The following is a 23,973-nucleotide window of genomic DNA, read 5'->3' as shown; positions in this document are numbered from 1 at the left end:
TCTTTATTCTCTAAAATTTTTTAAAAATTATAATACTGATTTACAGTAATTTATAAATTATGAATTCTTGCTTTTCTAGCTTTAAATTTCATTTTATAAAATCTGAAATTCAATGACAGCTAAATGTTGCTCGAATTTATTATTTTCAACGTATGAAATGGCAACATGCGCTAACAGATTACCAGCACTACCTTAAAATAGAACGTGGATTATCTCCCAACTCAATTGAGAATTATAGTTATGATATAAAGAAGTTGATAGATTATCTTAACGATAATTCAATGCCCAAAAACCCAATCAATGTTGATAATGATACGATTAAAGAGTTTATCTATTTTATATCAAAATCTATTAATCCTAGATCGCAAGCCAGGCTAATTTCAGGTTTACGTAACTTTTTTGATTATCTAATATTTGAAAATTATAGAACATCAAATCCTCTTGATTTAATTGAATCTCCTAAAATTGGCAGAAAACTACCTGATACGCTTTCTGTTGAGGATATTGATATACTGATAAATTCAATTGATTTAAGTTACCAATATCAAGGTATAAATCTTGGAGAGCGTAACAGAGCCATAATAGAAACTTTATACAGTTGTGGTCTTCGTGTAAGTGAACTCATCGATTTAAAGCTTTCAGACTTGTTCTTTGATGAAGGGTTCATTAAAGTAACAGGCAAAGGCGATAAACAAAGATTTGTTCCCATAGGTAACACAACACAGAAGTTTATAAACATTTGGAAAGACATTAGAAACCATATCAAAGTTCAAACAGATTCTAAGGATGTCTTATTCTTAAATTATAAAGGCAAGAAGCTTACACGTGCCATGGTATTTACAATTATTAAAAAAACAGTAGAAAAGTCAGGATTAAAGAAGAACGTTTCACCTCACACCTTCAGGCATTCTTTTGCTACGCATTTATTAGAAAATGGTGCAGATTTAAGAGCTATACAAATGATGTTGGGTCATGAGAGTATAACTACCACCGAAATATACATGCATGTAGATCGATCTCATTTAAGTGAAGTTTTAAATAAATTTCATCCAAGAAAATAAAAAAAGCGTTCAAAAAATTGAACGCTTTTATTTAATAAATACTTTATTCTTATTTGGCAATATTAACTGCCCTAGTTTCTCTTATTACAGTAACTTTTACCTGTCCTGGATATGTCATGTCCGTTTGTATTTTTTGTGAAATCTCAAAAGACAAGCTTGCTGCTTTATCGTCTGATACTTTTTCACTTTCTACTATGACCCTTAGTTCTCTACCTGCCTGAATTGCATATGCTTTCTTAACACCCGTAAAACCAAATGCAACATCCTCCAAATCTTTGAGTCGTTGTATATACGAATCTAATACTTGACGTCTTGCTCCTGGTCTTGCACCAGAAATAGCATCACAAACTTGAATTATAGGTGAAAGTAAAGTTGTCATCTCTATCTCATCATGGTGTGCTCCTATTGCATTGCACACATCTGGTTTTTCACCATATTTCTCAGCCCACTGCATTCCTAGTATAGCGTGTGGAGTTTCAATATCAGCTTCGGAAGATGGAACTTTCCCAATATCATGCAATAATCCCGCACGTTTTGCTAGTTTAGGATTCAGTCCTAATTCAGCAGCCATAACACCGCAAAGTTTAGCAACTTCTCGTGAGTGTTGCAACAAGTTCTGACCATAAGAAGAACGGTACTTCATACGACCAACCATTTTAATCAATTCTGGATGTAATCCGTGAATACCCAAATCGATAACGGTGCGTTTACCAACTTCTATAATTTCTTGCTCAATCTGCTTTTCTGTCTTTCTAACAATCTCTTCAATTCGTGCTGGATGAATTCTACCATCAGTTACCAATTTGTGTAGAGACAGTCTCGCTATTTCACGTCTAACAGAATCAAAACAAGATAATATGATTGCTTCTGGTGTATCATCAACAATAATTTCTACACCAGTTGCAGATTCAATTGCTCTTATATTTCTTCCTTCTCGACCAATAATTCTACCCTTAACATCATCAGATTCTATATTAAATACAGAGACGCAATTATCAATGGCCTCTTCAGTACCAATTCTCTGAATTGTATTTATGATTATTTTTTTCGCATCTTGCTGAGCAGTGAGTTTAGCCTCTTCTATGCGGTCTTGCACAAATGCCATAGCATCTGTTTTGGCCTCCTCTTTCAAGGATTCTATAAGTTGTCCTTTCGCCTCTTCCGCAGATAGCTGAGAAATAACCTCTAGTTGTTTAATTTGACTCTTATGGGCTTTTTCAACTTCAACTTTCTTCTTCTCTAAAAACTCTAGCCTGAAGTCGTAATCCTTAATCTTATTCTCTAATGATTGATTAGATTTTTTTGCTTTTGATAATTCGTTTGAGATTTGTGATTCTTTATCTCTTATTCGTTTCTCAGCTTCAGCCATTTTTTTGTCTCTAGACAAAATTACCTTCTCATGCTCTGATTTAAGTTCAATAAATTTTTCCTTTGCTTGTAATATCTTGTCTTTCTTTAGCGCTTCGGCATCAGATTTTGCCTGCCTAAGAATGGATTTAGATTCAATTTCTGCATCCTTAATTAATTTTGATGCTTTTCCTTTTCCCAATGATTTGGTAATAATCAAACCTAATATAAATCCTAAAATTACGCCTCCAACAATATATAAAATTGTGTTAGTGTCCATGTTTGTTGTTTAGTTTTAGTGTATAAAAAAGCCTACATCAGTTTTGGATTCTGTATAAACTCCTTAAAAACAAGTTTAGGGCTAACAAGCTGATCAAAAATCTGTCTAAGATACCAAACACGTTTAGCACTAACAGCACGATTTTACAACTTCAACTCACCCTTTTTAAAGAATTAACGTTGAGTTTATCAAAAAATATAACTAATGTAGGCAGTAACCTTTTTATTTTAAAGAACGTACGAGTTAAATATGCGCATTTAACAGTTCATTTAAAGCTTCTAACTTTTGCTGAACTTCTTCATTGACATATTCTTTATCTATTGACTTTTGCTCTACTTGAGCTGCAAATTGCAAAGCACACATTGCTAGTACATCTTGCTTATCTCTTACAGAGTAATTTTGCTCAAACTGACCAATCATAGCTTCAATTTTCTTTGTAGCCTTTCTCAAGCCCTCTTCTTGCTGAGGATTAATGGTTAATGGATAAACCCTGTTAGCAATTGAAAGCTTAATTTTTAATTGATCTGACATTTAGTCTAATTTACAACTTTATTCTGAGAGTTGACTTATACAATGGTCTATATCTCTGATAAGTGCATTTATTTTGAGCTTTGTATCTCGTTTATTTTCGTCACCACCAAGCATTGAATTTGCAATTTTGAGCGTTTCGTATTTCTCGTTCCAAGAAGCTATTTCCTCTTGTTGTTCTATGAGTTTTTGTTGATTCTGTTCTAATTTTTCAGACAGTTTTGCATTAGTTTGCTTTAAAACTTCTTGTTTGTGCAAAACCTTACTGATTTTATTCTCTAAGGTATCAACAATGTCTTCAATTTTACTCATTAAAGTAATTCAATACTGTTGAAACAAAGTTAACATACCAAATTAAAAAACACAATTCTTTTACAATTATTTTTAGCTGAGATAACAATAAAAAAATTAATTCGTTAAGAAAAATAATACCGTATTTGGGTTTGCATTTCCTATTCAAATTAATAAATTAGCCACTATTGAAATTATAATGAGAAATCTTCTGATTCTACTTTTATTGAGCACTTCCTTGTATTCGCAATCAGAATACCCTCAGGATTATTTTAAGAACCCTTTGGATATAACACTTGTACTTTCAGGCACATTTGCTGAATTAAGATCTTCTCACTTCCATGGTGGTTTAGATATAAAAACACAAGGCAAACAAGGATTGAAAGTTTATAGCTCTGCAAAAGGTTATGTGAGTCGTATAAAAATATCGCATTATGGATATGGTAAAGCAATTTATATAACACATCCAAATGGTTATACCACGGTTTATGGGCATTTACAGAAATTTTCAAAGCGATTAGAAGATTACATTAAAATGTGCCAGTATCAAAAAGAGAGTTTTGAAGTTGAAGTATTTCCTGGTCCTGAAGAACTCCTTGTTGATGCCAACGAGGTTATTGCTTTTTCAGGTAATACTGGCGGATCTGGCGGACCTCACCTGCATTTTGAAATTAGAGACAATCAGGAAAGACCAATGAACCCTATGCTTTTTGGTATAGATATTAAAGATACCAAAGCGCCCTTTGTAATAGGTGTTTATGCTTATCCTAAAGATAATGATGCACTTATAAATGGTAAAAACGAGCGTATACCCTTAAGGCTTATCCCAAAAAAAAGTGGTGATTACGAAGTTGAAAAAATTACAGCTCATGGCAACATAGGATTTGGAGTTACAACCTACGATAAACAAGACTTGGCACCCAACAAGAATGGCGTTAGCAATATTCAAACCTTTTTTAATGGTAATAAAAGTTTAGAGATTGATTTTAAGCGTTTCAGCTTCAGTGAAACAAAGCATATTAAGCGATTAATTGATTACGAATACTGGAAAACAAAGAAGTCTAGAATTCAAAAATTATTTATAGAATCAAATAATCCTTTAAGCTTATATAAAGAAACGTATGATAATGGCTATGTGAAAATTGAAGATAGTACATCATCTGTTTACAAAATTAGGATTAGAGACTACAAACAAAATGAAACATGGGTAAATATCCCTATTAGTGGCAAGTATAAAAAACCAAATTCTGAATCAGAGGAAAATATAGATGGAAAATCATTAGTATATAACGATAAGAGCACCGTTTTAAATTCAGGCAACGTGAAGGTGAATTTTTATGAAAATACAGTCTATGATGATGTTTGGATTGATTTTAGCGTAAATTCTGATACCCTTAAATTGGATGAAGATAAAATACCTCTGCAAAAGAACTTCTATATTAATTATGATATAAGTAATTATAAAAGCGAACATCAAGACAAGCTGTTTATTGCTAAGCTTTATGGTTATTATAAAAAGCCTAGCTACGTATATACTACAAGAAAAGGTAATACATTAAGTGCTGGTAGTAAAGTTTTTGGAACTTATACACTTGCGATGGACACTATTGCTCCCACAATTAAACCTGTGAATTTTCAAAACAAAAAATGGCTAAGCAAATATCGTTACCTAAAGGTTAAAATAGATGATGATTTGTCTGGAATTAGTAAATATAGGGCAACAGTGAATGGTAAATGGATACTAATGGAATATGATTATAAAACTAAATCTCTTGTTCATGATTTCAATGATAATATTGTTAAAGACACCAAGAACGATTTAAAAATAATTGTTACAGATAATATTGGAAATAGTTCTACTTTTGAAGCGACCTTTTTTAGGAAATAAATTAATCTGTTTGAAACACTTACATTTAATAACATTTTTCACCCTCTTGATTGGACTTATGTCCTTTTCGCAATCTGCAACGATTAGAGGTGTTATATTAGATGAGAACAACTTTCCTGTCAGTGAAGTAAATATTAAAGCAAGTACTGGTGAAGGTACCGCAACCAATGTCAATGGTTTTTACGAGTTAAAAATTCCATCTGGTCAAGAAATTTCAGTAGAGTTTACACATATTAGCCATAAACGAATTCTTCAAGTATTTAATTTAAAAAATGGCCAGGAAATTGAGTTTAATCCTGTTATGAAGATTGAAGCTGAACAAATAGCCACTGTTGTCTTAACAAGCAATACGAGGCAAAAGGTCAATGGTGTAACTACAATTTCTCCAAAGGTTATTAGAACCATAAAAGGCGCTCAGCCTGGCGTAGAGAATATTCTTAAAACATTACCAGGAGTGAATATCTCAAACGAATTGAGTACACAATATTCTGTTAGAGGTGGCAATTTTGACGAGAACTTAGTATATGTTAACGAAATTGAGGTTTATCGTCCGTTTTTAATACGATCTGGTAACCAAGAAGGGTTAAGTTTTGTTAATACTGATATGGTTGCTAACGTAGATTTTTCTGCCGGTGGTTTTCAATCTAAGTATGGTGACAAATTATCGTCTGTATTAGACATTACATATCGCAATCCGGTTGATTTTGGAGTAAGAGCAGACCTTAGTTTATTAGGGGGAAGTATTGCTGGAGAAACAGTTTCAAAAGATGGGAAATTTTCAGGAATTGCTGGAGTAAGATACAGAGACAATAGTTTAATTTTAAATAATCTTGAAACTGAAGGTAATGTTGAGCCTGTATTTGCTGATGCTCAAACTTATCTTACCTATCGTTTCTCAGATAAGTTTCATCTTAACTTTTTGGGTAACATTTCGTTAAATAAGTATAATTTTCAGCCAGAAAACAGGCAAACTAATTTTGGTACTTTAGAAGAACCTGTTGCTCTTTTAGTGTTTTATGACGGACAAGAAGAGGACGAATACCAAACTTACTTCGGAGCTTTTAAAGCCAATTATTTCGTTAATGATGATCTTACTTTAAAGCTCATTGGTTCTGCTTATCACACTATTGAACAAGAATTCTTCGACATATTTGCACAGTATAGATTGGGTGAAGTAAACACCAATATTGGAGATGATGACTTGGGTGAAGTTGAATTTAGTGAAGGTATTGGATCTCAATTAACACATGCGCGTAACGAATTAGATGCTTTCATTGTTAATGTTGAGCATAGAGGAGATTATAGTATTGATGAAGAAAGCACATTAGAGTGGTCTATTAAGTATACAGATGAAGATATACGTGATCGTCTGGTGGAATACGAAGTAATTGACTCTGCAGGTTTCTCAATAAGACCTCCTAATTTCAGTCAACCAAATTTACAACCTTACGAGCCATTCTCGGGACCTCTTACCGCTTTTGAAAATATAAGAGCGCTTAATAGGGTGAAAATTCAAAGAATTCAAGCATTTGCGCAATACAGTAAGCGAACTACTTGGGGTGACAATGAAGTATTTTATAATGCAGGAGTTAGAGCACATAATTGGACTGTTAGTGGTGAAGGAATAGAATCTAACACACAAACTGTTTTTAGTCCACGTGTTCAATTTGCAATTAAACCGAATTGGGACAAGGATATGCTCTTTAGAGTTGCTGGTGGTCTTTATTATCAACCGCCTTTTTATAGGGAGTTAAGAGATTCTTCTGGGGTTGTACAGCCCAATGTAAAAGCTCAGAAATCATTTCATATAGTGCTTGGCAATGAATATAGTTTCGAAATGTGGGATAGACCATTTAAACTGGTTACGGAAGCATATTACAAAGGTCTTACAGACGTAAATCCTTATACCTTAGAAAATGTAAGGATAAGATATAGAGCGAAAAATAATGCTGAAGCTTATGCTTATGGTTTAGATATGAGGTTAAATGGTGAGTTTGTGCCAGGTACAGAATCTTGGTTTAGCTTTGGATATTTAAAGACAGAAGAGAATATTGATAATCGTGGTTATATTGCGAGACCTACAGACCAAAGACTAAAATTTGGTGCTTTGTTTCAAGATTATGTACCCAACATGCCCGATTTAAAAATGTATTTAAACCTTGTTTACAATACTGGAGTTCCCGGAGGGTCACCTAGTTATGCCGACCCTTATGATTTTCAAATACGCCTTAGGGATTACCGACGTGCTGATTTGGGTATTTCTTATGAAATTGTAAATCCAGAGCGAAAATACAGTAGTAATTGGAAAAAAGCATTTAAACAATTCTCGATTGGTTTTGAAATTTACAACATGTTCAATAACCAAAACACCATTACAAACACATGGGTAAGAGACGTATACAGTAAACGACAATTTGCAATTCCTAATTTCCTTACACCACGAGTATTCAATCTACGTTTATCTGCTAGATTTTAGAATTAACAAAATTCTTCAACACCTCAACAACATAATCCAATTCTTCTTTGGTATTGAATATACTAAAAGAGAAACGTACCGAAGGTTTTATCAAATCGGCTTTGTTTAAGATCGTGCTCAATACATGCGATTGTTGACTGCTACCGCTCTGACATGCACTACCCTTAGAACACGCGATTCCTTTTAAATCCAATTGAAATTGTAACATAGGCGCTTTCTCAGGAGCAATTGGTAAACATATATTTACTAAGGTATATGTACTTTTATTTAAATCTCCACAGCCTCCATTAAAGCTTATCTCAGGAAGTTCCTGTTTAAGTCTACTTATAAAATATGATTTTAAGTCTGAGACATATTTATGTTCTTTTTCTAAGTTAGTATATGCCATCTTCAAGGCTTCATCCATTCCAACAATATTATGGATGGACTCTGTACCTGCTCTATAACCTCGCTCCTGCTCTCCTCCAAAAATCAAAGGTTTTAGACCTGATTCTTTTCTAATAAAACAAAAACCAACACCTTTAGGACCGTGAAATTTATGGGCACTAGCTGCGAGAAAATCTACTGGAATTTGGTCTAAGTCTAATTTAAAATGGCCAACGGACTGAACCGTATCTGTATGAAATAATGCGCCATATGATTTACATAAATTTGCAACCCTATTGATATCAAGTATATTACCAATCTCATTATTTATATGCATTAAACTTACCAATGCCTTTTCACTAGCTTTTAACAACTCCTCCAAATGGTTGTAATTCACAAAACCATTTTCATCAACATCAACAAAACTTAGTTTTACTCCATATTCATTCTTTAACTGCTCAGCTGTATGTAAAACTGCGTGATGTTCAATTTTTGAGATAATAATCTCATTAACTCCTAAATCTCTAACTGCACTGCGTAAGGCCAAATTATCTGCTTCAGTTCCTCCAGAAGTAAATATTATTTCAGATGCAGATACATTGAAGTAGCTCGCAATGTTCTTTCTGCACTGCTCTAAAAGAGCTTTGGATGAGCGACCAAAACTATGTGTAGAAGATGCATTACCAAAGTTTTCCTTTAAAACTTCAGTCATCCTATCTATTACTTCAGGTCTTATGGCAGTTGTTGCTGCATTATCTAAATAAACTGACTTCATGGTGCAAAAATATCGTAAATAAAATTATTTAATTACTTCAGCGTTATAATTTCACAAATCCGTTATTTTTGTTGAAAATTGAATCTATGGCACGTCGTTTTTTTGCTTTCTTTTTATTAGTCTTTTTGTCCACATGTGATGATGGTGACATCATTAATGTTCAATTAGAATTTGATGAGGAATTAGATAGATGTGATAATTTCGAAAATTTTTATTTGCTATATGATACACGGGAAGATCCCAACGAGGCACTAATCCTATCCTTACCAAAACCAGCTTTTGACTATTTATTTACAGATGAAACGCAAGCAAATGAACCACACTCAGTAGAAATAGGATCATCTACTGGAATACGATTCAATTATAGAACCTATAGTAATGTACTAGGCGATGATGTTCTATGCGATGAACTCTCAGACCCTAGTATAGTGGTTATTGATGATTACGAAACAGATGGTGGCACTGTCAAAGTAACTGTTACGATTGTAGATGACGATAATGACGGTATCCCAACAGAAGATGAAGATTTAGATGGTGATGGAGATCCAACAAATGATGATTTTGACAATGATGGTATACCTAACTATTTAGATGAAGATGATGATAATGACAACGTTAAAACAATAAATGAAGATGATAATGATGATGGAGACAATAATCCATTTACCAATCCTAGAAATACTGATGGTGAGGACCAACCAGATTATTTAGATACTGACGATGACAACGATGGAATTTTAACTCGTCTTGAGGATCCTACGGAAGACGAGAATCCATTAAATGATTTTGTACCTAATGAAGAGGGTATGAATGTAAGAAGATTTCTGTATAATCATCCTACTGCAATGGAAGCCTTTCCTGATTCTGGTTTTATAGACAATACGTATACGAGAACCACAACAAGCGTCTTTGTTCTGGAAGATATTGGTTTAGATATCATTGACGCTACTATTATAAACCTTGGTAGTTTTGTTAGCCCTATTGAAAACATAACTACCGAAAATGATTAATTAAGATTTTATATTCTGAAATATCCTTACTTCAGTTGCACCTAAACCATAGGTTTTATAGTCTGCATCGTAAAACTGAACGTTATTATATCGCCTAAAAAGTGTTTCCAGTTCTTGTCGTAATACACCTTCGCCCACACCATGAATAAAAACCAGTTTTGGTATTCTATTCTTTATTGCATGTTCTAAACGTCTTCTTGCTGTATCGATTTGTAAATTCAACATATCAAAATTGGACATACCTTTAGTTGAATCCGTTAAATGATGAATATGAAGGTCTACAGAAATTTTTGGTGCGTGTCTTTGTTTTGATTTTGAGGAAGGTTGCTGCCTCCTTTTTGTTACTTCTTTTTCTTTTTTTATACGCTCTAAATCTGTATTTATAACCGCTTGTCTTAACTTTTTATCTGATGCAGTCACAATTAATTCATGCGATTCAAATTGCAAGTCAAATCCATCCATATCTTCAATAGTTACAGTGGTCCCGGAAACATCAACAACAACACCTTTTATATTATCGTCAATGGTTTCTACATTATCACCAATATTAATCTTCATCTTCCGATTTAATAAATGATTCTTCCTCCTGCTTATCAGATTTACTTGGGATATTTCTAGATGTTCTATAAATGCCAAACATTAGTAATACGATACCACCAATTAACAAGTAAGTATCTTGTTTTTCTTCAGCCTGTGCATAAAGCGCAACTGCCCCACCTATAATAATCGCTAATAAATTTACGATTTTCGAAAAGTTCATCTGCCTTTAGTGTTTTGTTAAGCAAAAATACAGCATAGTACTTTTTTAAGGGTCAAATACCTAAAAGTATTTTTCAATTATTAAATTAGCATGATGCTTTTTATAATAAAAGGAATAGAAGAGTATATGCTTCCATGCATGTGGAAAAAGACGTTCAATGTTGATTGTATGGGTTGTGGTATGCAACGCTCAATTGCCTTAGTTTTTGAAGGGGAATTTGTAGCAGCATTTTATATGTATCCTGCTATTTATACTTTAATAGCGATGTTTACCTTTCTTTTTATTCATTTAAAATTTCACTTTAAAAATGGTCATAAAATTATACTAGGCCTTTTTATTTTAAATATTAGTATTATTGTAATAAGTTTTTTAATCAAAACATTTTAACCTAATAAAAATCAACTCTCATGGAAAAACAAATGTTACCTAATGCAACACTGGCCCTTGTTATGGGTATTTTATCAATAGTTGGCTGTTGTTGTTACGGATTACCAGGAATTATATTTGGAATTGTGGCCATTATTATTGCTGCTAAATCTGAAAAATTATATAAAGAAAATCCAGAAAATTATCTTGGCTACGGTAACGTAAAAGCTGGGAAAATTATGGGCATTATTGGTGTAGCACTTGGAGTCTTATTTGCAGCTTATATGGCTTGGTTCATTGGTCAAGTTGGTTGGGAAGCATTACAAGATCCTGAAATGCTAATGGAAAGAATGGAAGATATGCAGAATCAATAGGATATATTTTATACAAAAAAAGCGACCGATTGGTCGCTTTTTTTATTTCAATTCTTTTTAAACTTCAAACTCTATTAATGTCTTTGTTATAATAGACACACAATCCAGCAATTGATCTTCCGTCATAACCAATGGAGGCGCAAAACGAATAATGTTACCATGCGTTGGTTTTGCCAATAAACCATTATCCCTAAGTTTTAAACAGATATTCCATGCTGTATCACTATCTTCATCGTCATTAATTACAATGGCATTTAATAACCCTCTACCTCTTACGGAGCTAACAATAGTGCTATTCACTATATACTTGTTCATTTCTTCTCTAAAGAGATTTCCAAGATAATCTGCATTTTCAGCAAGTTTTTCTTCTTTTACCACTTCTAGAGCTGCCATAGCTACTGCTGCAGCAACAGGATTACCACCAAAGGTACTGCCATGATTACCTGGTTGAATAACATTCATTATTTCATTGCTCGCCATTACAGCAGAAACAGGATATAAACCACCACTTAATGCTTTTCCTAATACAAGAATATCCGGTTTAACATCAGGTGTTCCCGAACAGTCTTTGTTTTCACAAGTACAGTTGCCACAAGTTGCCAATAATCTACCTGTACGTGCTATACCAGTTTGTACCTCATCCGCAATAAATAGTACATTATATTTATCACATAAAGCCTTTGCTTCTTTTAAATAGTTTTCACTTGGTACATATACACCAGCCTCTCCTTGAATTGGTTCAATTAAAAATCCTGCAACATTCTCATTCGTACTGAGTACGTCCTCTAATTCTTTAAGATTGTCATATTCAATCTTTATAAATCCGTCTGTATATGGTCCAAAATGCTGACGTGCTACTGGATCATTTGAGAATGATATAATTGTTGTTGTTCTTCCATGGAAGTTGTCTTTACATACAATTATATCAGCTTTATTTAAATCAATGCCTTTTACCTCATAAGCCCATTTTCTGCAGACTTTTATTGCAGTTTCTACAGCTTCTGCTCCAGAGTTCATAGGTAGCATTTTATCAAACTTAAAATATTCGGTTGCGTATTTTTCGTAGCGCCCAAGCATGTCATTATAAAATGCTCTTGATGTTAATGTTAAACGCCGTGATTGTTCATTCATAGCATTGACAATCTTTGGGTGACAGTGCCCTTGATTTAATGAAGAATACGCAGATAAAAAATCATAGTACTTTTTACCTTCAACATCCCAGACAAAGACACCTTCGCCTTTACTTAATACTACTGGTAGTGGATGATAATTCTGCGCTCCATACTTGTTTTCTAGTGCCATCGCCTCTTGCGATGAAATTTGGTCTAATACTGCCATTTTAAAAATAATTTAATAAATGAATAAAATATCCATTCCTTATCTACCTTTATCCTTTCGAAGAGTCCGAAAATTCAGCGTGGGAAAGAAATCATCCCTAGAGACCTGCAAATTACTAAATATAAATGTGAATTAAAACTTACTCAGATATTTTCCCAGATAATGAAGAAACCTGTAGTTCCAATCTTTTCATTTCTCTAATTAAAGCTTTTTTATCTATTTGCATCCATGTGTAGAACTTTAACATACTAGATCCCATAAGACTTAGTGAACCGAAAAATCCCCATCGAATTAAATCATTCGTTGCATCTACTTTAAAAAATTGAATAGCACAATATATAAATAGACCAAAAAAGACAAACTGTACTATACTCATCATTATTATAATCCAGCTGTTTTTACCCGAAAAAATACCTGTAACCATCTGCCAAAGATTCTGCTCATCTAAATCATCATAAAATTTCGCTTCTTCTTTTGTTAGTGTGTCCTTAATTAATTTGTCGATGTCTTCCATATTAGTTTTCATAATTTCTATGTTTTAATGTTATTTTTAATTTTTCTCTCGCATGAAATAGCCTTGATTTAGTTGTTCCAACAGAAATATCTAGTATATCACTTATTTGTTTTATGGTGTATGATTCTAAATAAAAAAGCCGAATGACTGCTTTTTGCGCTCTAGGCAAATCATTAATTGCCTTTAATAGCTGTTGTTTTAATTTGTCATTATCAGAAACTACTTGGGTGCTTTTCTGAATTTCTATTTCATAACCAATAGTATTTTTCTGTTTTATGGATTGAACCCTAAGCCAATCCATAGATTTATTGCAAACTATTCTATATGCCCAATATTTAAACTGTCTTGGTTCTTTTAGTGTGTCTATTTTATCAATTATAATTGCCCAACTATCTTGAGCAATATCCTTGGCAACGTCCTTATCTTTTACCAGCCAGTAAGCCTTATTACAAAAGGTTTTGTGCCAACGTTTGACTAAAGATGCCATAGCCTTTCTATCTCCAGCTTTGAATGCCTCTACTAAAGATTCATCTATATTTTGATTAACTTTCAACTAAACATGTTTGTTTTTAAAAGAATCCCTTTTATAAGCTCGCCTCAAGAATTTTACCCATGTCTTGTATTCTGTTTGCTTTTTATGTTCTAAAAAGTAATTTTCAACCTTGTCAAACGCTTCTTCTATTAAAGCATCATGAAGCCAACGAATTGCTAATGCCCACAATAATGAAGCTCTAAATGAAGTTGTCATAATTATTTTATGCGCTATCTCTGTTTTAGTTTCATTAGTACTGGTAATATTTAGTTCGTGTGTTCCATTAAACCCAACTGGTTTAAGAAATTGAAACTTTATAAATTCACCTTCATTAAACTCAACAATCTTATATCTTATAAGCCCATGACCTCCATGAGATCCAATAGTCAAACCGTTTTTAAAACGTATTGCTGGCCAATTCTCATAAGGCCAAATCATATCTTCCTTAGTTGCCAATGTCCTAAATAATTCAGATACCTTTTCTTTTGGTTGGTTTATGGTACGTTTGTGAATATTAACAACTCTCATACTCTAAAGACGAAGAAGATTGGAAAAGGTTCAATTTTATTTTAAACTATTTAAAGATAGTCTAAAATGCCACTATATTTGCACTCTAATTTTCTTATGGATGCCTAGACGAGAGCGCAACAAATTTGTTAAACGCGGACAAATCATTGAAATTTTAATTGAAGATTATGCTTTTGGTGGAAAAGGTATTGGTCGTATACGAAATGAATTTGGGGAATTCATAGTATTTGTTCCCAATTCGCTCCCTGGTCAATTGGTAAAAGCTCAAATAAAAAAATCGAGCAAAAAATATGCTGAAGGAAAATTGCTTGAAATTTTGAAGCCATCGGAAGATGAAATTGATATGTCTTATCAGGATATACCAGGAGCACCTTACATAAATCTACCAATTGAAAAGCAACACCAGTATAAAAAACAGAGCACTTTAGAACTTTTTAAACGTATAGGAAAGGTTACAGCTATTGAAGATAAGTTTGATGAATTAGTTAGTTCACCAAATACCTTTCATTATAGAAATAAAATGGAATACGGTTTTTCAGCCATTGGATATGATAGAGCTTTAAAAACTGATGTAGATGAATTTACGCTAGGATTTAAAAGAAGAGGGCTTTGGTGGTGTGGTGAAAATTTGAATAATGATTCAGGCCTCTTTGATGAAGAAGTTGAGGACAACTTAAAAAATATCCGTGAGTATTGCCAGAAAACCGGATTACCTCCATGGCATGGGCCAAAAAAAGAAGGGTTCTTTCGTTATTTGGTTGTAAGAAAGTCTTATAAGACCAATAGACTTCTTTTTAATTTAGTAACGACATCCCATTGCTTAGAGAATTTTGATTTAGATGAATTCGCCAAATATTTAGTAGAGCTATTTAATGATAGGATTGCTGGCTTATTACATACTATAAATGATGAAATCGGAGATAGAACCATTGCTACAACAGGTTCTATTAATTTAGTGTACGGTGATGATAAAATTGTTGAGGAGCTACTGGGTCTTAACTTTGAAATTAGTATGAAAAGTTTTTTTCAGACCAATCCGAAATGTGCAGAAAAACTATACTCCAAGGTTATTGATTATGCTTTAGAAGACAAAGCCTCTATTGATAACAATATAGTGCTAGATTTATTTTGTGGCACAGGAACAATTGGCCAGATTTTAGCAAGTAAGGCTACTAATGCTCAAATAGTTGGAGTTGACATTGTAGCTTCAGCCATTGAGGACGCTGAGAAAAATGCAAAACGTAATGAAATCCAAGGTCTAAAATTCTATACGGCAGATGTTGGTAAATTTCTAACTGAGCATCCTGAGTATATAAACAAAATCAGAACCATTATACTCGATCCTGCACGTGCTGGTATAGCACCAAAGACCCTTAAAAAAATAATAAACCTCAATGCAGAACGTTTGGTTTATGTATCTTGCAATCCGGCAACACAAGCAAGAGATACAGAGCAGTTGATGTTAGCAGGTTACAAAATTAAAAAGCTAAGTTTAGTGGATCAGTTTCCGCATACATCACACATTGAAACTGTGGTTTTGTTTGAAAAGTAAATATGAAAAGAATACAATTTTTAATACTAAGTTTAGCTACTCTCCTATTTGCATGCGAACGTGATGATATTTGTGCAGCAACTACTACAACAACACCAAGGCTAGTTATAGAATTTTACGATGATATTAATAATGATGATCTAAAAAGCGTATCTAGATTAACAGTTTATGGCGAAGGATTAATTTCAGATCCAGAGGAAAGTACAGATGAGACCTTAGTTTTTAATACCAATACAAATCAAATTTCACTACCATTAATTGTTGGCACTGAAAATGAACTCAATACGAGTAGATTTATATTAGAAAAAGATACCAATTTGAGATTGAACGATAACAATGCTACAAATTCTAACATAGATATCTTAGAAATTTCATATACCACAGAATTTGTATATGTTTCAAGAGCATGTGGATATAAAAGCCAATTTATTGGCCTATCCTTAAATGTTGAAGCAGATAGTGATTTATGGATAAGTAATATTGAAATCGTTGAAACAACAGTACAAGATGAAAACACAGTTCATGTTCGCATCTTCCATTAGATGCATATTAGTTATGCTGTTGATTTCATTCGTAGCAACAGCACAAGGAGAAGAAAAAGAAACAGTAAAAGACACACTGATCTTTAAGCAAAAGTACGGTTTAAGATTGGGTGCAGATATCAGTAAAATTGCTCGAACATTTGTTGATGACAATTATACCGGATTTGAGATTATGGGTGATTATCGCCTAACAAAACGTATTTATTTAGCAGGAGAAATTGGTAATGAAGAACGGACTATTGAAAATGAGGTGTTAAACAATACCACCAAAGGAAGTTATTTTAAAGGTGGAATAGATCTTAATTTCTACAGGAATTGGCTAGATATGGAAAATATGATTTACGCTGGTTTTAGAGCAGGTGCTAGTACATTCAGTCAAACATTAAATAATTATGATATTTACAATATCAATAACCAATACTGGAATGAACAAGTTTCAATAGCAGAAGGTGAAGAATTTAATGGTCTTACAGCTATATGGCTAGAAATTCAAATTGGTATAAAGGCAGAATTGTTCAATAACTTTTATGCTGGATTTAATGTACAGCTCAAGGGACTAATTACCGAAACAGAGCCAAGCAATTTTGAAAACCTATACATTCCAGGATTTAATCGTACATACGATAGTGGAAGTTTTGGTACTGGATTTAACTTTAACCTATCCTATTTAATTCCAATTTTCAAGAAAGACAAAATTGTAGTTCAAGAAAAAGAAGCTGAGGAATAAAGTCGGTTAATTATCCGAAATCACAATCAGGATTTTAAGTCTGCTCATTTTTTTCTATCTTTTCTTTATCAAACCTTGCCTATATGGATAAAGAATCAATCGAAGAGTTACTAGAAAACAAATATTCTGAATTAATTACTTGGCTAGAAAATCAACCTGATGAAAAATGGACTGAAGGGCCAGATGGTAAATGGACAACAGGGCAACAAGCCTTGCATCTATTACAGAGTATAAAACCATTAAACAATGCTTTAAGCTTACCTATGTTTGTCTTAAGATACAAATTCGGAAAAGCCAACAGACCTATTAGAGAATACGACACAATAGTAAATCGTTATCATGAAAGACTTGAGGAATCAAAGGGTAGGACATTCAAAGGCTCTCAGAATATGAAAATTCCAAGTTTGGCAGACAAACATTATATATTAAACAGACTTCAAACTGAAAACAAAAAGCTTCAATACAAGACTAAAAAAATAAGTGACAAAAATTTAGATAATCTTATCTTGCCCCATCCTCTGATGGGTAAAATGCCTATACGAGAATTAATTATGTGGACGGCCTATCATGTTGATCATCATCTCAGCACATTAAAAAATAAATATTCTTAAAAATTATTTACTTAGGTAAGCAATAACGTTTGCTTCTATCCTACTTTGAATATCAGATATATCTCCTTTCACAAAGGGTTCTCCTGTTATATTCTCATATAACTCAATATACCTGTCACTCACTGTAGCAATATATTCATCGGACATAAAAGGCACTGATTGACCTTCTAATCCTTGGAAGCCATTAGAAATCAACCACTGACGAACAAATTCTTTAGATAATTGTTTTTGTTCTTCACCTTTTTCTTGACGCTTTTCATAACCCTCTGCATAGAAATAACGTGATGAGTCTGGAGTATGAATTTCATCAATTAAAACAATTTTACCTTCTTTTGTTTTTCCAAATTCGTATTTAGTATCAACTAAGATCAACCCTCTTTCAGCTGCGATTTCGGTGCCGCGTTGAAATAACTTTCTAGTATAATCTTCAAGTACTCGATAATCTTCTTCAGATACTATGCCACGTTTTAAAATTTCTTCTCTAGATATATCCTCATCATGATCTCCTTTTTCTGCCTTGGTTGCAGGAGTAATAATTGGTTCAGGAAATTTGTCGTTTTCTTTCATTCCTTCCGGCATCTGCACACCACAAAGTGACCGTTTACCTGCCTTATACTCTCTTGCCGCATGACCTGACATATAACCACGTATTACCATTTCTACTTTAAATGGTGTACATAGATGACCAACTGCAACATTAGGATCTGGAGTCGCTACGAGCCAATTTGGCACAAGATCTTCCGTTTCTGTCATCATCTTGGTGGCAATCTGATTTAGTATTTGACCCTTGTAAGGAATACCCTTTGGCATAACAACATCGAAAGCAGATAACCTATCGGTAGCAACCATAACTAATTGCTCATCATTGATATTATATACTTCTCTAACTTTTCCTTTATATACGCTCTTCTGGTTAGGGAAATTAAAATTTGTATCTATTATGGTTTTGCTCATGTCTTAATCTCTATTTTCAATACTCTTATATGCCGCAATCACCTTCTTCACCAACTTATGACGAATAACATCCTTGTCATCTAAATAAATCATCCCAATACCTTCTACATTTTTTAATACAAGCAATGCTTCTTTTAAACCAGAAATTGTGCGTCTCGGTAAATCTACCTGGCCAGGATCACCAGTAAGTAAAAACTTTGCATGTTTTCCCATACGAGTTAAAAACATCTTCATCTGAGCATGCGTTGTGTTTTGGCCCTCATCTAATATCACAAAGGCATTGTCTAAAGTACGACCTCTCATAAATGCCAATGGTGCAATTTGAATTACACCTTTCTCAATGTATGCATCCAATTTTTCATGTGGTATCATATCTCTCAAAGCATCGTACAAAGGTTGCATGTAAGGATCTAATTTCTCTTTTAAATCACCAGGTAAAAACCCTAGATTTTCGCCAGCTTCTACTGCTGGTCGAGTGAGAATAATACGTTTTACTTCTTTATTTTTTAATGCTTGTACAGCTAATGCAACACCAGTATATGTTTTACCAGTACCAGCAGGACCAATGGCAAAGACCATATCGTTTTTACGAATGCTTTCAACTAATTTTCTCTGATTTACAGTTTGCGCCTTAATTAGTCTTCCTCCAACACCATGAACTATTACTTCACCACTCTTTGCAGATGTTGTATAATCATCACTGCTTTGACTAGTTAAAACGCGTTCGATGACATTTTCATCAAGTTTATTATACTTACCGAAATGCTTCATTAACATCATCATTCTGCGATCAAATTCCTCAAGCAAATCTTCATCGCCATAAGCTTTAATTTTATTACCTCTAGCAACAATTTTTAATTTTGGAAAATACTTCTTTAAAAGTTCAATATTAGCATTTTGGGCACCGAAGAATTCTTTGGGAGTAATTTCTTCTAGTTCTAGTATAAGTTCGTTCAAAAGCGTGAAGGATTTAGTATGTTAATCTGTTTTCTTTTATTAGTTTTGTGTTCACACAAATCTAGCAATTTTACTATCAGGTTTCTTAAAAAAATTATCAACAATTAATTCATGGCAATAATCACTTTAACGACTGATTTTGGAGAAAAAGACCACTTTGCCGGAGCAATTAAAGGTGCTATTTATAGCGAACTTTCTAAAACGAAAATTGTAGATATATCGCATTCCGTTTCTCCGTTTAATATTTCTGAGGCTGCATATATTATTTTGAATGCCTATAGCAGTTTCCCTAAAGGAACCATTCATATTATAGGTATAGATTCTGAGTTAAGTCCTGAAAATAAGCATATTGCAATAAAGCTAGATGACCATTACTTTATCTGTGCCAATAATGGAATTATGAGTATGATATGCTCTGAAATAGCACCAGAAAAGATTGTAGAAATTAATATTCACGACAAAACTGAGACCAGTTTTCCGGTGTTAGATATTTTTGTAAAAGTTGCCTGTCATATAGCTAGAGGTGGCACACTTGAGGTTATAGGAAAAGTTATTAACAACATAAAACCAATTAAGAATTTGGTGCCTTTTGTTAATGATGAAAAAAATCAAATTATAGGTAGCGTTATTTATATAGATAACTATGGAAATGTTGTTACCAATATTAAACGCAAATTTTTTGAAAATATCCAAAAAACAAGGTCTTTTGAAATCTCAGCACGGAATCATAAATTTAATAAGATTCACAATAAGTATAGTGATATTGTAAATTTTGACATCGATGAATCTAAACGTAATGATGAAGGCAAAGGTATGGTGGTTTTTAATTCATCGGATTATTTAGAAATTGCTGTCTATAAAAGTAATTGTAGTTCAGTAGGTAGTGCTTCTACCTTAATGGGACTAAAAACCATGGATACTGTTACTGTTAATTTTATTAAATCTTAGGTTGTGTTAGTAAGAATTGTAAAAATGAGTTTTGAGCCTCATAAAATTGATGAATTCTTGACTAATTTTGAGACCAACAAAACAAGAATAAGAGGTTTTATTGGTTGTAACTTTTTAGAGTTGTATAGAGATCAAAACAATACAAACGTCTTTTTTACGTATAGTTATTGGGATTCTGAAGAAGCATTGAACAACTATAGGAACTCCGAACTTTTCAATGCTGTTTGGACCAAAACCAAGGCACTTTTTAATGCCAAACCAGAAGCATGGAGTGTTGATAAGATAGAAAGTTTAAACTAGTTAATTAGATTTAAGAAACTAATGTTAGCAATTTTAAAAAAAGAAATAAATACCTTCTTTGCTTCACCAATCGGTTATTTGGTGATTGGTGTTTTTCTGTTATTAAATGGCTTATTTCTATGGGTATTTAAAGGCAACTTTAATATTTTTAACGTTGGAGAAGCAAGTCTATCATCATTTTTCCTTTTAGCGCCTTGGATCCTAATTTTTCTTGTTCCGGCTGTTACTATGCGTAGTTTTAGTGATGAAAAAAAGCAAGGTACTTTAGAGCTTTTAGTTACTAAACCATTAACCTATTTTCAAATTGTTTTAGGTAAATATTTTGGAGCCTTAGTACTTATAGTATTAGCTGTTTTACCAACTTTGCTATATGTTTATTCAATTTCAGAATTAAGTAACCCTGAAAGAAGTATTGACATGGGAAGTACCATTGGATCATATTTTGGTTTACTTTTTTTAATTAGTGCATATACTTCCATTGGTATATTTTCATCTACACTTTCAGACAATCAAATTGTTGCATTTATAATTGCTGTATTTATTTGTTTCTTTTTTTATTTCGGGTTCGAAGGACTGTCAAATTACACCTTATTTGGCGACTTATTCTATTTAGAAGATTTAGGCATGGCAAGTCACTTTAATAGTATGAGCCGTGGCGTTATTGATACGAGAGACCTAATCTATTTCATTAGCATTTCAATTGCATTTTTATTTTTTACTAAACTCAAAATACAAAACGCATAATTATGATTGTAACTCCAGTTTTAGTCATCTTTATGATAGTAGTTTTTATACTGCTGTTTTTGTTTTTAAACACGGTTGACAGGCGTAAATGGTTGACAGCATTAATAAGTCTTATATTAACACCTTTAGTATATTTCTATGTTTTTTACCCTTTCGTAAACATTATTAGTAATTATCACCACCAGAAATATTTTAATAGTGAAGCTTGGACAGAAAAACCTGCTTTGCGTTATGAGATGATTGACCAAACACTTGATTCTGATACATTAATCGGACTTTCAAAATCTAATGTTGAAGAAATGTTGGGTAAATATGAGTGGTTATCTTGGGATGATGGCAAAAAGGACTATGATGATAATAAGTGGAATTACGGATTAGGAATTGAGCCTGGTGCTTTTAATAAGCAAAAGGAATGTGTAGAGTTACAATTTGAAAATGATAAACTTATTAAGTTATCAACCTATCAAGAAGAAATAACCTTTGAGAAAGAAGATGAATAAAAATATCCGAAATATAGTTGGAGTTTTGCTAGGCTTAATTTTGGTTAATTTTTTAGCTAGTAAAGTTTATCATCGTTTTGATCTCACGAAAGATAAGCGTTATACACTATCAGAAACTTCAAAGGATTTAGTTAAGGATTTAGATGCTCCTTTAATAATTGATATGTTTTTAGAGGGTGATTTCCCTTCTGAATTTAGATTGTTGCAGTCGGAGACTAGACAGATCCTTGAAGAATTCGGTTTAGAATCTAATCAAATATTAATAAATTACATTAATCCAATTGTAGACGAAGCAACGCGTCAACGTAACATTGACGAACTCACCAAATCTGGCTTAGAACCTTTTATAAATACAGATAATAGTTCTGGTAAAGTTACACAGGAGATTATTTTTCCATGGGCATTTGCAAGCTATAAAGATAAAACGGTTAAAATCCCATTACTTAAACGGAGTATAACCAAAAGTTTACCTGAACAGATTACAAATTCTATACAGTCATTAGAATATGCATTTGCAGATGGTTTTAATAAACTCGTTAATCCTAAAAGTAAAAACATTGCGGTTTTAAAAGGAAATGGTGAACTCAATGATATTTACATAGCTGATTTTCTTCAGACGGTAAAACCTTATTATAACCTTGCGCAATTTACTTTAGATAGCGTAACCAGCAATCCACAAGGTACATTAGATAAGTTAAATTCTTACGACTTGATCGTTGTAGCAAAACCGACTGAAAATTTTAGTGAAAACGAAAAGCTAGTGTTAGATCAATATATAATGAATGGCGGTAAAAGTCTTTGGCTAACAGAATCTGTTGTTATGGACAAAGACAGCTTATATAATGAAACAAATTCTAGTGTTTCAATATTAAGAGATTTAAATTTAAATGACTTTTTCTTTAAATATGGTATACGCGTTAACCCAAGTCTTGTAAAGGACTTATTCTCAGCGCCAATTATGTTAGCAATTGGAGAGGGAAGTCAGGCACAACTTCAACCAATTCAATGGCAGTATTCACCTTTAGCTGCATCTAATCCAACCCATCCAATTTCTAAAAATCTTAATCTAGTCAAATTTGACTTTGCGAGTCCAATAGATACTTTAAAAAATAATATCGAAAAAACCATACTTTTAAGAAGCTCCCCAAACACAAAAATTGAAGGTGTCCCAACTCAAATTTCTTTGGCCGAGGTAACCAAAACTCCTGATGGTAATGAATACAAAAACGGAAGTCAAAACTTAGCCATATTGCTTGAAGGCGAGTTTAACTCCGTTTATGACAAACGGATATTACCATTTAAGGTAAAAGATTTTCGAAGCAAAGGAATCCCGTCTAAAATGGTAGTGATATCAGACGGAGATATTATTAAAAACAAGGTAGTACGTAACAGACCACAAGAATTAGGCTTTGATGAAGTAACAGGAAAAACTTTTGGCAACAAAGAATTTTTATTAAATGTTGTAAATTATCTTTTGGATGATACCGGACTTATAAACATAAGGGCCAAAGAAGTTAGTGTTGCCCTTTTAGATTCAGAAAGTATTAAAGAGAATAAAACAAAATGGCAACTCCTAAATATTGCATTACCGTTAGTTTTACTTGGTGTCTTTGGATTTTTATACAACTACTTTAGAAGGAAAAAATACAGCTAGAATTTGTTAATAAGTTTGTTTTATAAAACCCATCTATTAAGATATATTTG

27 protein-coding genes and 1 other RNA gene are annotated in these 23,973 nt (G+C 32.9%); 15 read left to right on the top strand and 13 right to left on the bottom strand.

What is annotated here, in order from left to right; genetic code table 11:
* The first annotated feature begins 152 nt into the window (after positions 1 to 152).
* On the top strand, positions 153 to 1,061 hold the full coding sequence (gene xerD, locus ACFWV9_RS12945; RefSeq protein WP_411895650.1) for a site-specific tyrosine recombinase XerD: 909 nt from the start codon (positions 153 to 155) through the stop codon (positions 1,059 to 1,061).
* Positions 1,062 to 1,110: 49 nt separating this feature from the next.
* On the opposite strand, the gene rny is transcribed toward xerD, so the two are convergent.
* The 4 genes from rny to ACFWV9_RS12925 all read right to left on the bottom strand — a co-directional run bounded on the left by rny (position 1,111) and on the right by ACFWV9_RS12925 (position 3,528).
* Complete coding sequence (rny, locus tag ACFWV9_RS12940) at positions 1,111 to 2,688, bottom strand: ribonuclease Y (RefSeq protein ID WP_411895649.1); 1,578 nt, start codon at positions 2,686 to 2,688, stop codon at positions 1,111 to 1,113.
* 56 nt (positions 2,689 to 2,744) lie between these two features.
* Positions 2,745 to 2,873, bottom strand: a non-coding RNA gene (gene ssrS, locus ACFWV9_RS12935) — 6S RNA.
* A 58-nt stretch (positions 2,874 to 2,931) separates the two neighbouring features.
* On the bottom strand, positions 2,932 to 3,219 hold the full coding sequence (locus ACFWV9_RS12930) for a cell division protein ZapA (RefSeq protein ID WP_411895648.1): 288 nt from the start codon (positions 3,217 to 3,219) through the stop codon (positions 2,932 to 2,934).
* Between the two features lie 18 nt (positions 3,220 to 3,237).
* The gene (locus ACFWV9_RS12925) at positions 3,238 to 3,528 is read right to left on the bottom strand and encodes a hypothetical protein (RefSeq protein ID WP_411895647.1); all 291 of its coding nucleotides are present in this window, start codon (positions 3,526 to 3,528) and stop codon (positions 3,238 to 3,240) included.
* A 178-nt stretch (positions 3,529 to 3,706) separates the two neighbouring features.
* On the opposite strand from ACFWV9_RS12925, the gene ACFWV9_RS12920 reads away from it, so the two are divergent.
* Both ACFWV9_RS12920 and ACFWV9_RS12915 read left to right on the top strand, forming a co-directional pair.
* Positions 3,707 to 5,395, top strand: a complete 1,689-nt coding sequence (locus ACFWV9_RS12920) for a M23 family metallopeptidase (RefSeq protein ID WP_411895646.1) — start codon at positions 3,707 to 3,709, stop codon at positions 5,393 to 5,395.
* 58 nt (positions 5,396 to 5,453) lie between these two features.
* The gene (locus ACFWV9_RS12915) at positions 5,454 to 7,871 is read left to right on the top strand and encodes a carboxypeptidase-like regulatory domain-containing protein (protein ID WP_411895689.1); all 2,418 of its coding nucleotides are present in this window, start codon (positions 5,454 to 5,456) and stop codon (positions 7,869 to 7,871) included.
* On the opposite strand, the gene ACFWV9_RS12910 is transcribed toward ACFWV9_RS12915, so the two are convergent.
* Positions 7,861 to 9,012 (bottom strand): cysteine desulfurase family protein, encoded by a 1,152-nt coding sequence (locus ACFWV9_RS12910; protein WP_411895645.1) that lies wholly within the window; start codon positions 9,010 to 9,012, stop codon positions 7,861 to 7,863. The genes ACFWV9_RS12915 and ACFWV9_RS12910 overlap by 11 nt on opposite strands.
* 86 nt (positions 9,013 to 9,098) lie before the next feature.
* On the opposite strand from ACFWV9_RS12910, the gene ACFWV9_RS12905 reads away from it, so the two are divergent.
* Positions 9,099 to 10,022: a hypothetical protein gene (locus tag ACFWV9_RS12905; protein WP_411895644.1), complete on the top strand. Its 924-nt coding sequence runs from the start codon at positions 9,099 to 9,101 to the stop codon at positions 10,020 to 10,022.
* Here the strand turns inward: ACFWV9_RS12905 and ACFWV9_RS12900 are convergent, their stop codons facing one another.
* Together ACFWV9_RS12900 and ACFWV9_RS12895 are read right to left on the bottom strand one after the other, a co-directional pair.
* A complete protein-coding gene (locus ACFWV9_RS12900) occupies positions 10,023 to 10,580 on the bottom strand; it encodes a Smr/MutS family protein (protein ID WP_411895643.1) in 558 nt (185 codons plus the stop codon).
* A complete protein-coding gene (locus ACFWV9_RS12895; protein WP_411895642.1) occupies positions 10,570 to 10,782 on the bottom strand; it encodes a hypothetical protein in 213 nt (70 codons plus the stop codon). Before ACFWV9_RS12895 ends, ACFWV9_RS12900 begins: the two co-directional genes overlap by 11 nt.
* Positions 10,783 to 10,875: 93 nt before the next feature.
* Between ACFWV9_RS12895 and ACFWV9_RS12890 the strand changes: the two genes are divergently transcribed.
* Together ACFWV9_RS12890 and ACFWV9_RS12885 are read left to right on the top strand one after the other, a co-directional pair.
* Positions 10,876 to 11,169 (top strand): DUF2752 domain-containing protein, encoded by a 294-nt coding sequence (locus ACFWV9_RS12890; protein ID WP_411895641.1) that lies wholly within the window; start codon positions 10,876 to 10,878, stop codon positions 11,167 to 11,169.
* A 20-nt stretch (positions 11,170 to 11,189) separates the two neighbouring features.
* A complete protein-coding gene (locus ACFWV9_RS12885) occupies positions 11,190 to 11,522 on the top strand; it encodes a CCC motif membrane protein (protein WP_411895640.1) in 333 nt (110 codons plus the stop codon).
* Between the two features lie 57 nt (positions 11,523 to 11,579).
* Here the strand turns inward: ACFWV9_RS12885 and rocD are convergent, their stop codons facing one another.
* From rocD to ACFWV9_RS12865, 4 genes are all read right to left on the bottom strand, one after another.
* Positions 11,580 to 12,860: an ornithine--oxo-acid transaminase gene (gene rocD / locus ACFWV9_RS12880; protein ID WP_411895639.1), complete on the bottom strand. Its 1,281-nt coding sequence runs from the start codon at positions 12,858 to 12,860 to the stop codon at positions 11,580 to 11,582.
* Between the two features lie 139 nt (positions 12,861 to 12,999).
* Positions 13,000 to 13,386 (bottom strand): DUF6768 family protein, encoded by a 387-nt coding sequence (locus ACFWV9_RS12875; RefSeq protein WP_411895638.1) that lies wholly within the window; start codon positions 13,384 to 13,386, stop codon positions 13,000 to 13,002.
* Positions 13,376 to 13,927: an RNA polymerase sigma factor gene (locus ACFWV9_RS12870; RefSeq protein WP_411895637.1), complete on the bottom strand. Its 552-nt coding sequence runs from the start codon at positions 13,925 to 13,927 to the stop codon at positions 13,376 to 13,378. Before ACFWV9_RS12870 ends, ACFWV9_RS12875 begins: the two co-directional genes overlap by 11 nt.
* Positions 13,928 to 14,434: a hypothetical protein gene (locus ACFWV9_RS12865; RefSeq protein WP_411895636.1), complete on the bottom strand. Its 507-nt coding sequence runs from the start codon at positions 14,432 to 14,434 to the stop codon at positions 13,928 to 13,930.
* Between the two features lie 100 nt (positions 14,435 to 14,534).
* On the opposite strand from ACFWV9_RS12865, the gene rlmD reads away from it, so the two are divergent.
* The 4 genes from rlmD to ACFWV9_RS12845 all read left to right on the top strand — a co-directional run bounded on the left by rlmD (position 14,535) and on the right by ACFWV9_RS12845 (position 17,866).
* Entirely contained in the window at positions 14,535 to 15,986 is a 1,452-nt protein-coding gene (gene rlmD, locus ACFWV9_RS12860) for a 23S rRNA (uracil(1939)-C(5))-methyltransferase RlmD (RefSeq protein WP_411895635.1), read from the top strand.
* Between the two features lie 2 nt (positions 15,987 to 15,988).
* Complete coding sequence (locus tag ACFWV9_RS12855) at positions 15,989 to 16,528, top strand: DUF6452 family protein (protein WP_411895634.1); 540 nt, start codon at positions 15,989 to 15,991, stop codon at positions 16,526 to 16,528.
* Entirely contained in the window at positions 16,494 to 17,255 is a 762-nt protein-coding gene (locus ACFWV9_RS12850; RefSeq protein WP_411895633.1) for a DUF6048 family protein, read from the top strand. Before ACFWV9_RS12855 ends, ACFWV9_RS12850 begins: the two co-directional genes overlap by 35 nt.
* An 83-nt stretch (positions 17,256 to 17,338) precedes the next feature.
* A complete protein-coding gene (locus tag ACFWV9_RS12845) occupies positions 17,339 to 17,866 on the top strand; it encodes a DinB family protein (RefSeq protein ID WP_411895632.1) in 528 nt (175 codons plus the stop codon).
* Positions 17,867 to 17,869: 3 nt separating this feature from the next.
* On the opposite strand, the gene ACFWV9_RS12840 is transcribed toward ACFWV9_RS12845, so the two are convergent.
* Together ACFWV9_RS12840 and ACFWV9_RS12835 are read right to left on the bottom strand one after the other, a co-directional pair.
* A complete protein-coding gene (locus ACFWV9_RS12840; protein WP_411895631.1) occupies positions 17,870 to 18,820 on the bottom strand; it encodes a phosphoribosylaminoimidazolesuccinocarboxamide synthase in 951 nt (316 codons plus the stop codon).
* Between the two features lie 3 nt (positions 18,821 to 18,823).
* A complete protein-coding gene (locus tag ACFWV9_RS12835; protein ID WP_411895630.1) occupies positions 18,824 to 19,777 on the bottom strand; it encodes a PhoH family protein in 954 nt (317 codons plus the stop codon).
* Between the two features lie 111 nt (positions 19,778 to 19,888).
* Here ACFWV9_RS12835 and ACFWV9_RS12830 point away from each other — a divergent pair, with 111 nt between their 5' ends.
* Genes ACFWV9_RS12830 through gldG form a run of 5 tightly spaced genes read left to right on the top strand, consistent with a single transcriptional unit; the run spans position 19,889 to position 23,923 of the window.
* The gene (locus ACFWV9_RS12830; protein WP_411895629.1) at positions 19,889 to 20,725 is read left to right on the top strand and encodes an S-adenosyl-l-methionine hydroxide adenosyltransferase family protein; all 837 of its coding nucleotides are present in this window, start codon (positions 19,889 to 19,891) and stop codon (positions 20,723 to 20,725) included.
* A gap of 3 nt (positions 20,726 to 20,728) precedes the next feature.
* Entirely contained in the window at positions 20,729 to 21,025 is a 297-nt protein-coding gene (locus tag ACFWV9_RS12825) for a putative quinol monooxygenase (RefSeq protein ID WP_411895628.1), read from the top strand.
* 21 nt (positions 21,026 to 21,046) lie between these two features.
* On the top strand, positions 21,047 to 21,769 hold the full coding sequence (gene gldF / locus ACFWV9_RS12820) for a gliding motility-associated ABC transporter permease subunit GldF (RefSeq protein WP_411895627.1): 723 nt from the start codon (positions 21,047 to 21,049) through the stop codon (positions 21,767 to 21,769).
* Between the two features lie 2 nt (positions 21,770 to 21,771).
* Entirely contained in the window at positions 21,772 to 22,269 is a 498-nt protein-coding gene (locus ACFWV9_RS12815) for a hypothetical protein (protein WP_411895626.1), read from the top strand.
* Positions 22,262 to 23,923: a gliding motility-associated ABC transporter substrate-binding protein GldG gene (gene gldG / locus ACFWV9_RS12810; RefSeq protein ID WP_411895625.1), complete on the top strand. Its 1,662-nt coding sequence runs from the start codon at positions 22,262 to 22,264 to the stop codon at positions 23,921 to 23,923. Before ACFWV9_RS12815 ends, gldG begins: the two co-directional genes overlap by 8 nt.
* Positions 23,924 to 23,973: the final 50 nt, after the last annotated feature.

The sequence above is a fragment of the Winogradskyella sp. A2 genome, from assembly GCF_046762865.1.
Taxonomy (GTDB): Bacteria; Bacteroidota; Bacteroidia; order Flavobacteriales; family Flavobacteriaceae; genus Winogradskyella.
Note: the sequence above shows the minus strand (reverse complement) of the source record. Positions and strands in the feature narration are given on the sequence as shown.

Coding starts and splice junctions, on each gene's coding strand:
- ACFWV9_RS12925 (WP_411895647.1), bottom strand. CDS start 3,528: ATGAGTAAAATTGAAGACATTGTTGATACCTTAGAGAATAAAATCAGT.
- rny (WP_411895649.1), bottom strand. CDS start 2,688: ATGGACACTAACACAATTTTATATATTGTTGGAGGCGTAATTTTAGGA.
- rlmD (WP_411895635.1), top strand. CDS start 14,535: ATGCCTAGACGAGAGCGCAACAAATTTGTTAAACGCGGACAAATCATT.
- ACFWV9_RS12900 (WP_411895643.1), bottom strand. CDS start 10,580: ATGAAGATTAATATTGGTGATAATGTAGAAACCATTGACGATAATATA.
- ACFWV9_RS12910 (WP_411895645.1), bottom strand. CDS start 9,012: ATGAAGTCAGTTTATTTAGATAATGCAGCAACAACTGCCATAAGACCT.
- ACFWV9_RS12845 (WP_411895632.1), top strand. CDS start 17,339: ATGGATAAAGAATCAATCGAAGAGTTACTAGAAAACAAATATTCTGAA.
- ACFWV9_RS12895 (WP_411895642.1), bottom strand. CDS start 10,782: ATGAACTTTTCGAAAATCGTAAATTTATTAGCGATTATTATAGGTGGG.
- ACFWV9_RS12905 (WP_411895644.1), top strand. CDS start 9,099: ATGGCACGTCGTTTTTTTGCTTTCTTTTTATTAGTCTTTTTGTCCACA.
- ACFWV9_RS12890 (WP_411895641.1), top strand. CDS start 10,876: ATGCTTTTTATAATAAAAGGAATAGAAGAGTATATGCTTCCATGCATG.
- ACFWV9_RS12920 (WP_411895646.1), top strand. CDS start 3,707: ATGAGAAATCTTCTGATTCTACTTTTATTGAGCACTTCCTTGTATTCG.
- rocD (WP_411895639.1), bottom strand. CDS start 12,860: ATGGCAGTATTAGACCAAATTTCATCGCAAGAGGCGATGGCACTAGAA.
- ACFWV9_RS12885 (WP_411895640.1), top strand. CDS start 11,190: ATGGAAAAACAAATGTTACCTAATGCAACACTGGCCCTTGTTATGGGT.
- ACFWV9_RS12830 (WP_411895629.1), top strand. CDS start 19,889: ATGGCAATAATCACTTTAACGACTGATTTTGGAGAAAAAGACCACTTT.
- ACFWV9_RS12840 (WP_411895631.1), bottom strand. CDS start 18,820: ATGAGCAAAACCATAATAGATACAAATTTTAATTTCCCTAACCAGAAG.
- ACFWV9_RS12915 (WP_411895689.1), top strand. CDS start 5,454: ATGTCCTTTTCGCAATCTGCAACGATTAGAGGTGTTATATTAGATGAG.
- ACFWV9_RS12815 (WP_411895626.1), top strand. CDS start 21,772: ATGATTGTAACTCCAGTTTTAGTCATCTTTATGATAGTAGTTTTTATA.
- ACFWV9_RS12875 (WP_411895638.1), bottom strand. CDS start 13,386: ATGAAAACTAATATGGAAGACATCGACAAATTAATTAAGGACACACTA.
- ACFWV9_RS12865 (WP_411895636.1), bottom strand. CDS start 14,434: ATGAGAGTTGTTAATATTCACAAACGTACCATAAACCAACCAAAAGAA.
- gldF (WP_411895627.1), top strand. CDS start 21,047: ATGTTAGCAATTTTAAAAAAAGAAATAAATACCTTCTTTGCTTCACCA.
- gldG (WP_411895625.1), top strand. CDS start 22,262: ATGAATAAAAATATCCGAAATATAGTTGGAGTTTTGCTAGGCTTAATT.
- ACFWV9_RS12850 (WP_411895633.1), top strand. CDS start 16,494: ATGAAAACACAGTTCATGTTCGCATCTTCCATTAGATGCATATTAGTT.
- xerD (WP_411895650.1), top strand. CDS start 153: ATGAAATGGCAACATGCGCTAACAGATTACCAGCACTACCTTAAAATA.
- ACFWV9_RS12855 (WP_411895634.1), top strand. CDS start 15,989: ATGAAAAGAATACAATTTTTAATACTAAGTTTAGCTACTCTCCTATTT.
- ACFWV9_RS12930 (WP_411895648.1), bottom strand. CDS start 3,219: ATGTCAGATCAATTAAAAATTAAGCTTTCAATTGCTAACAGGGTTTAT.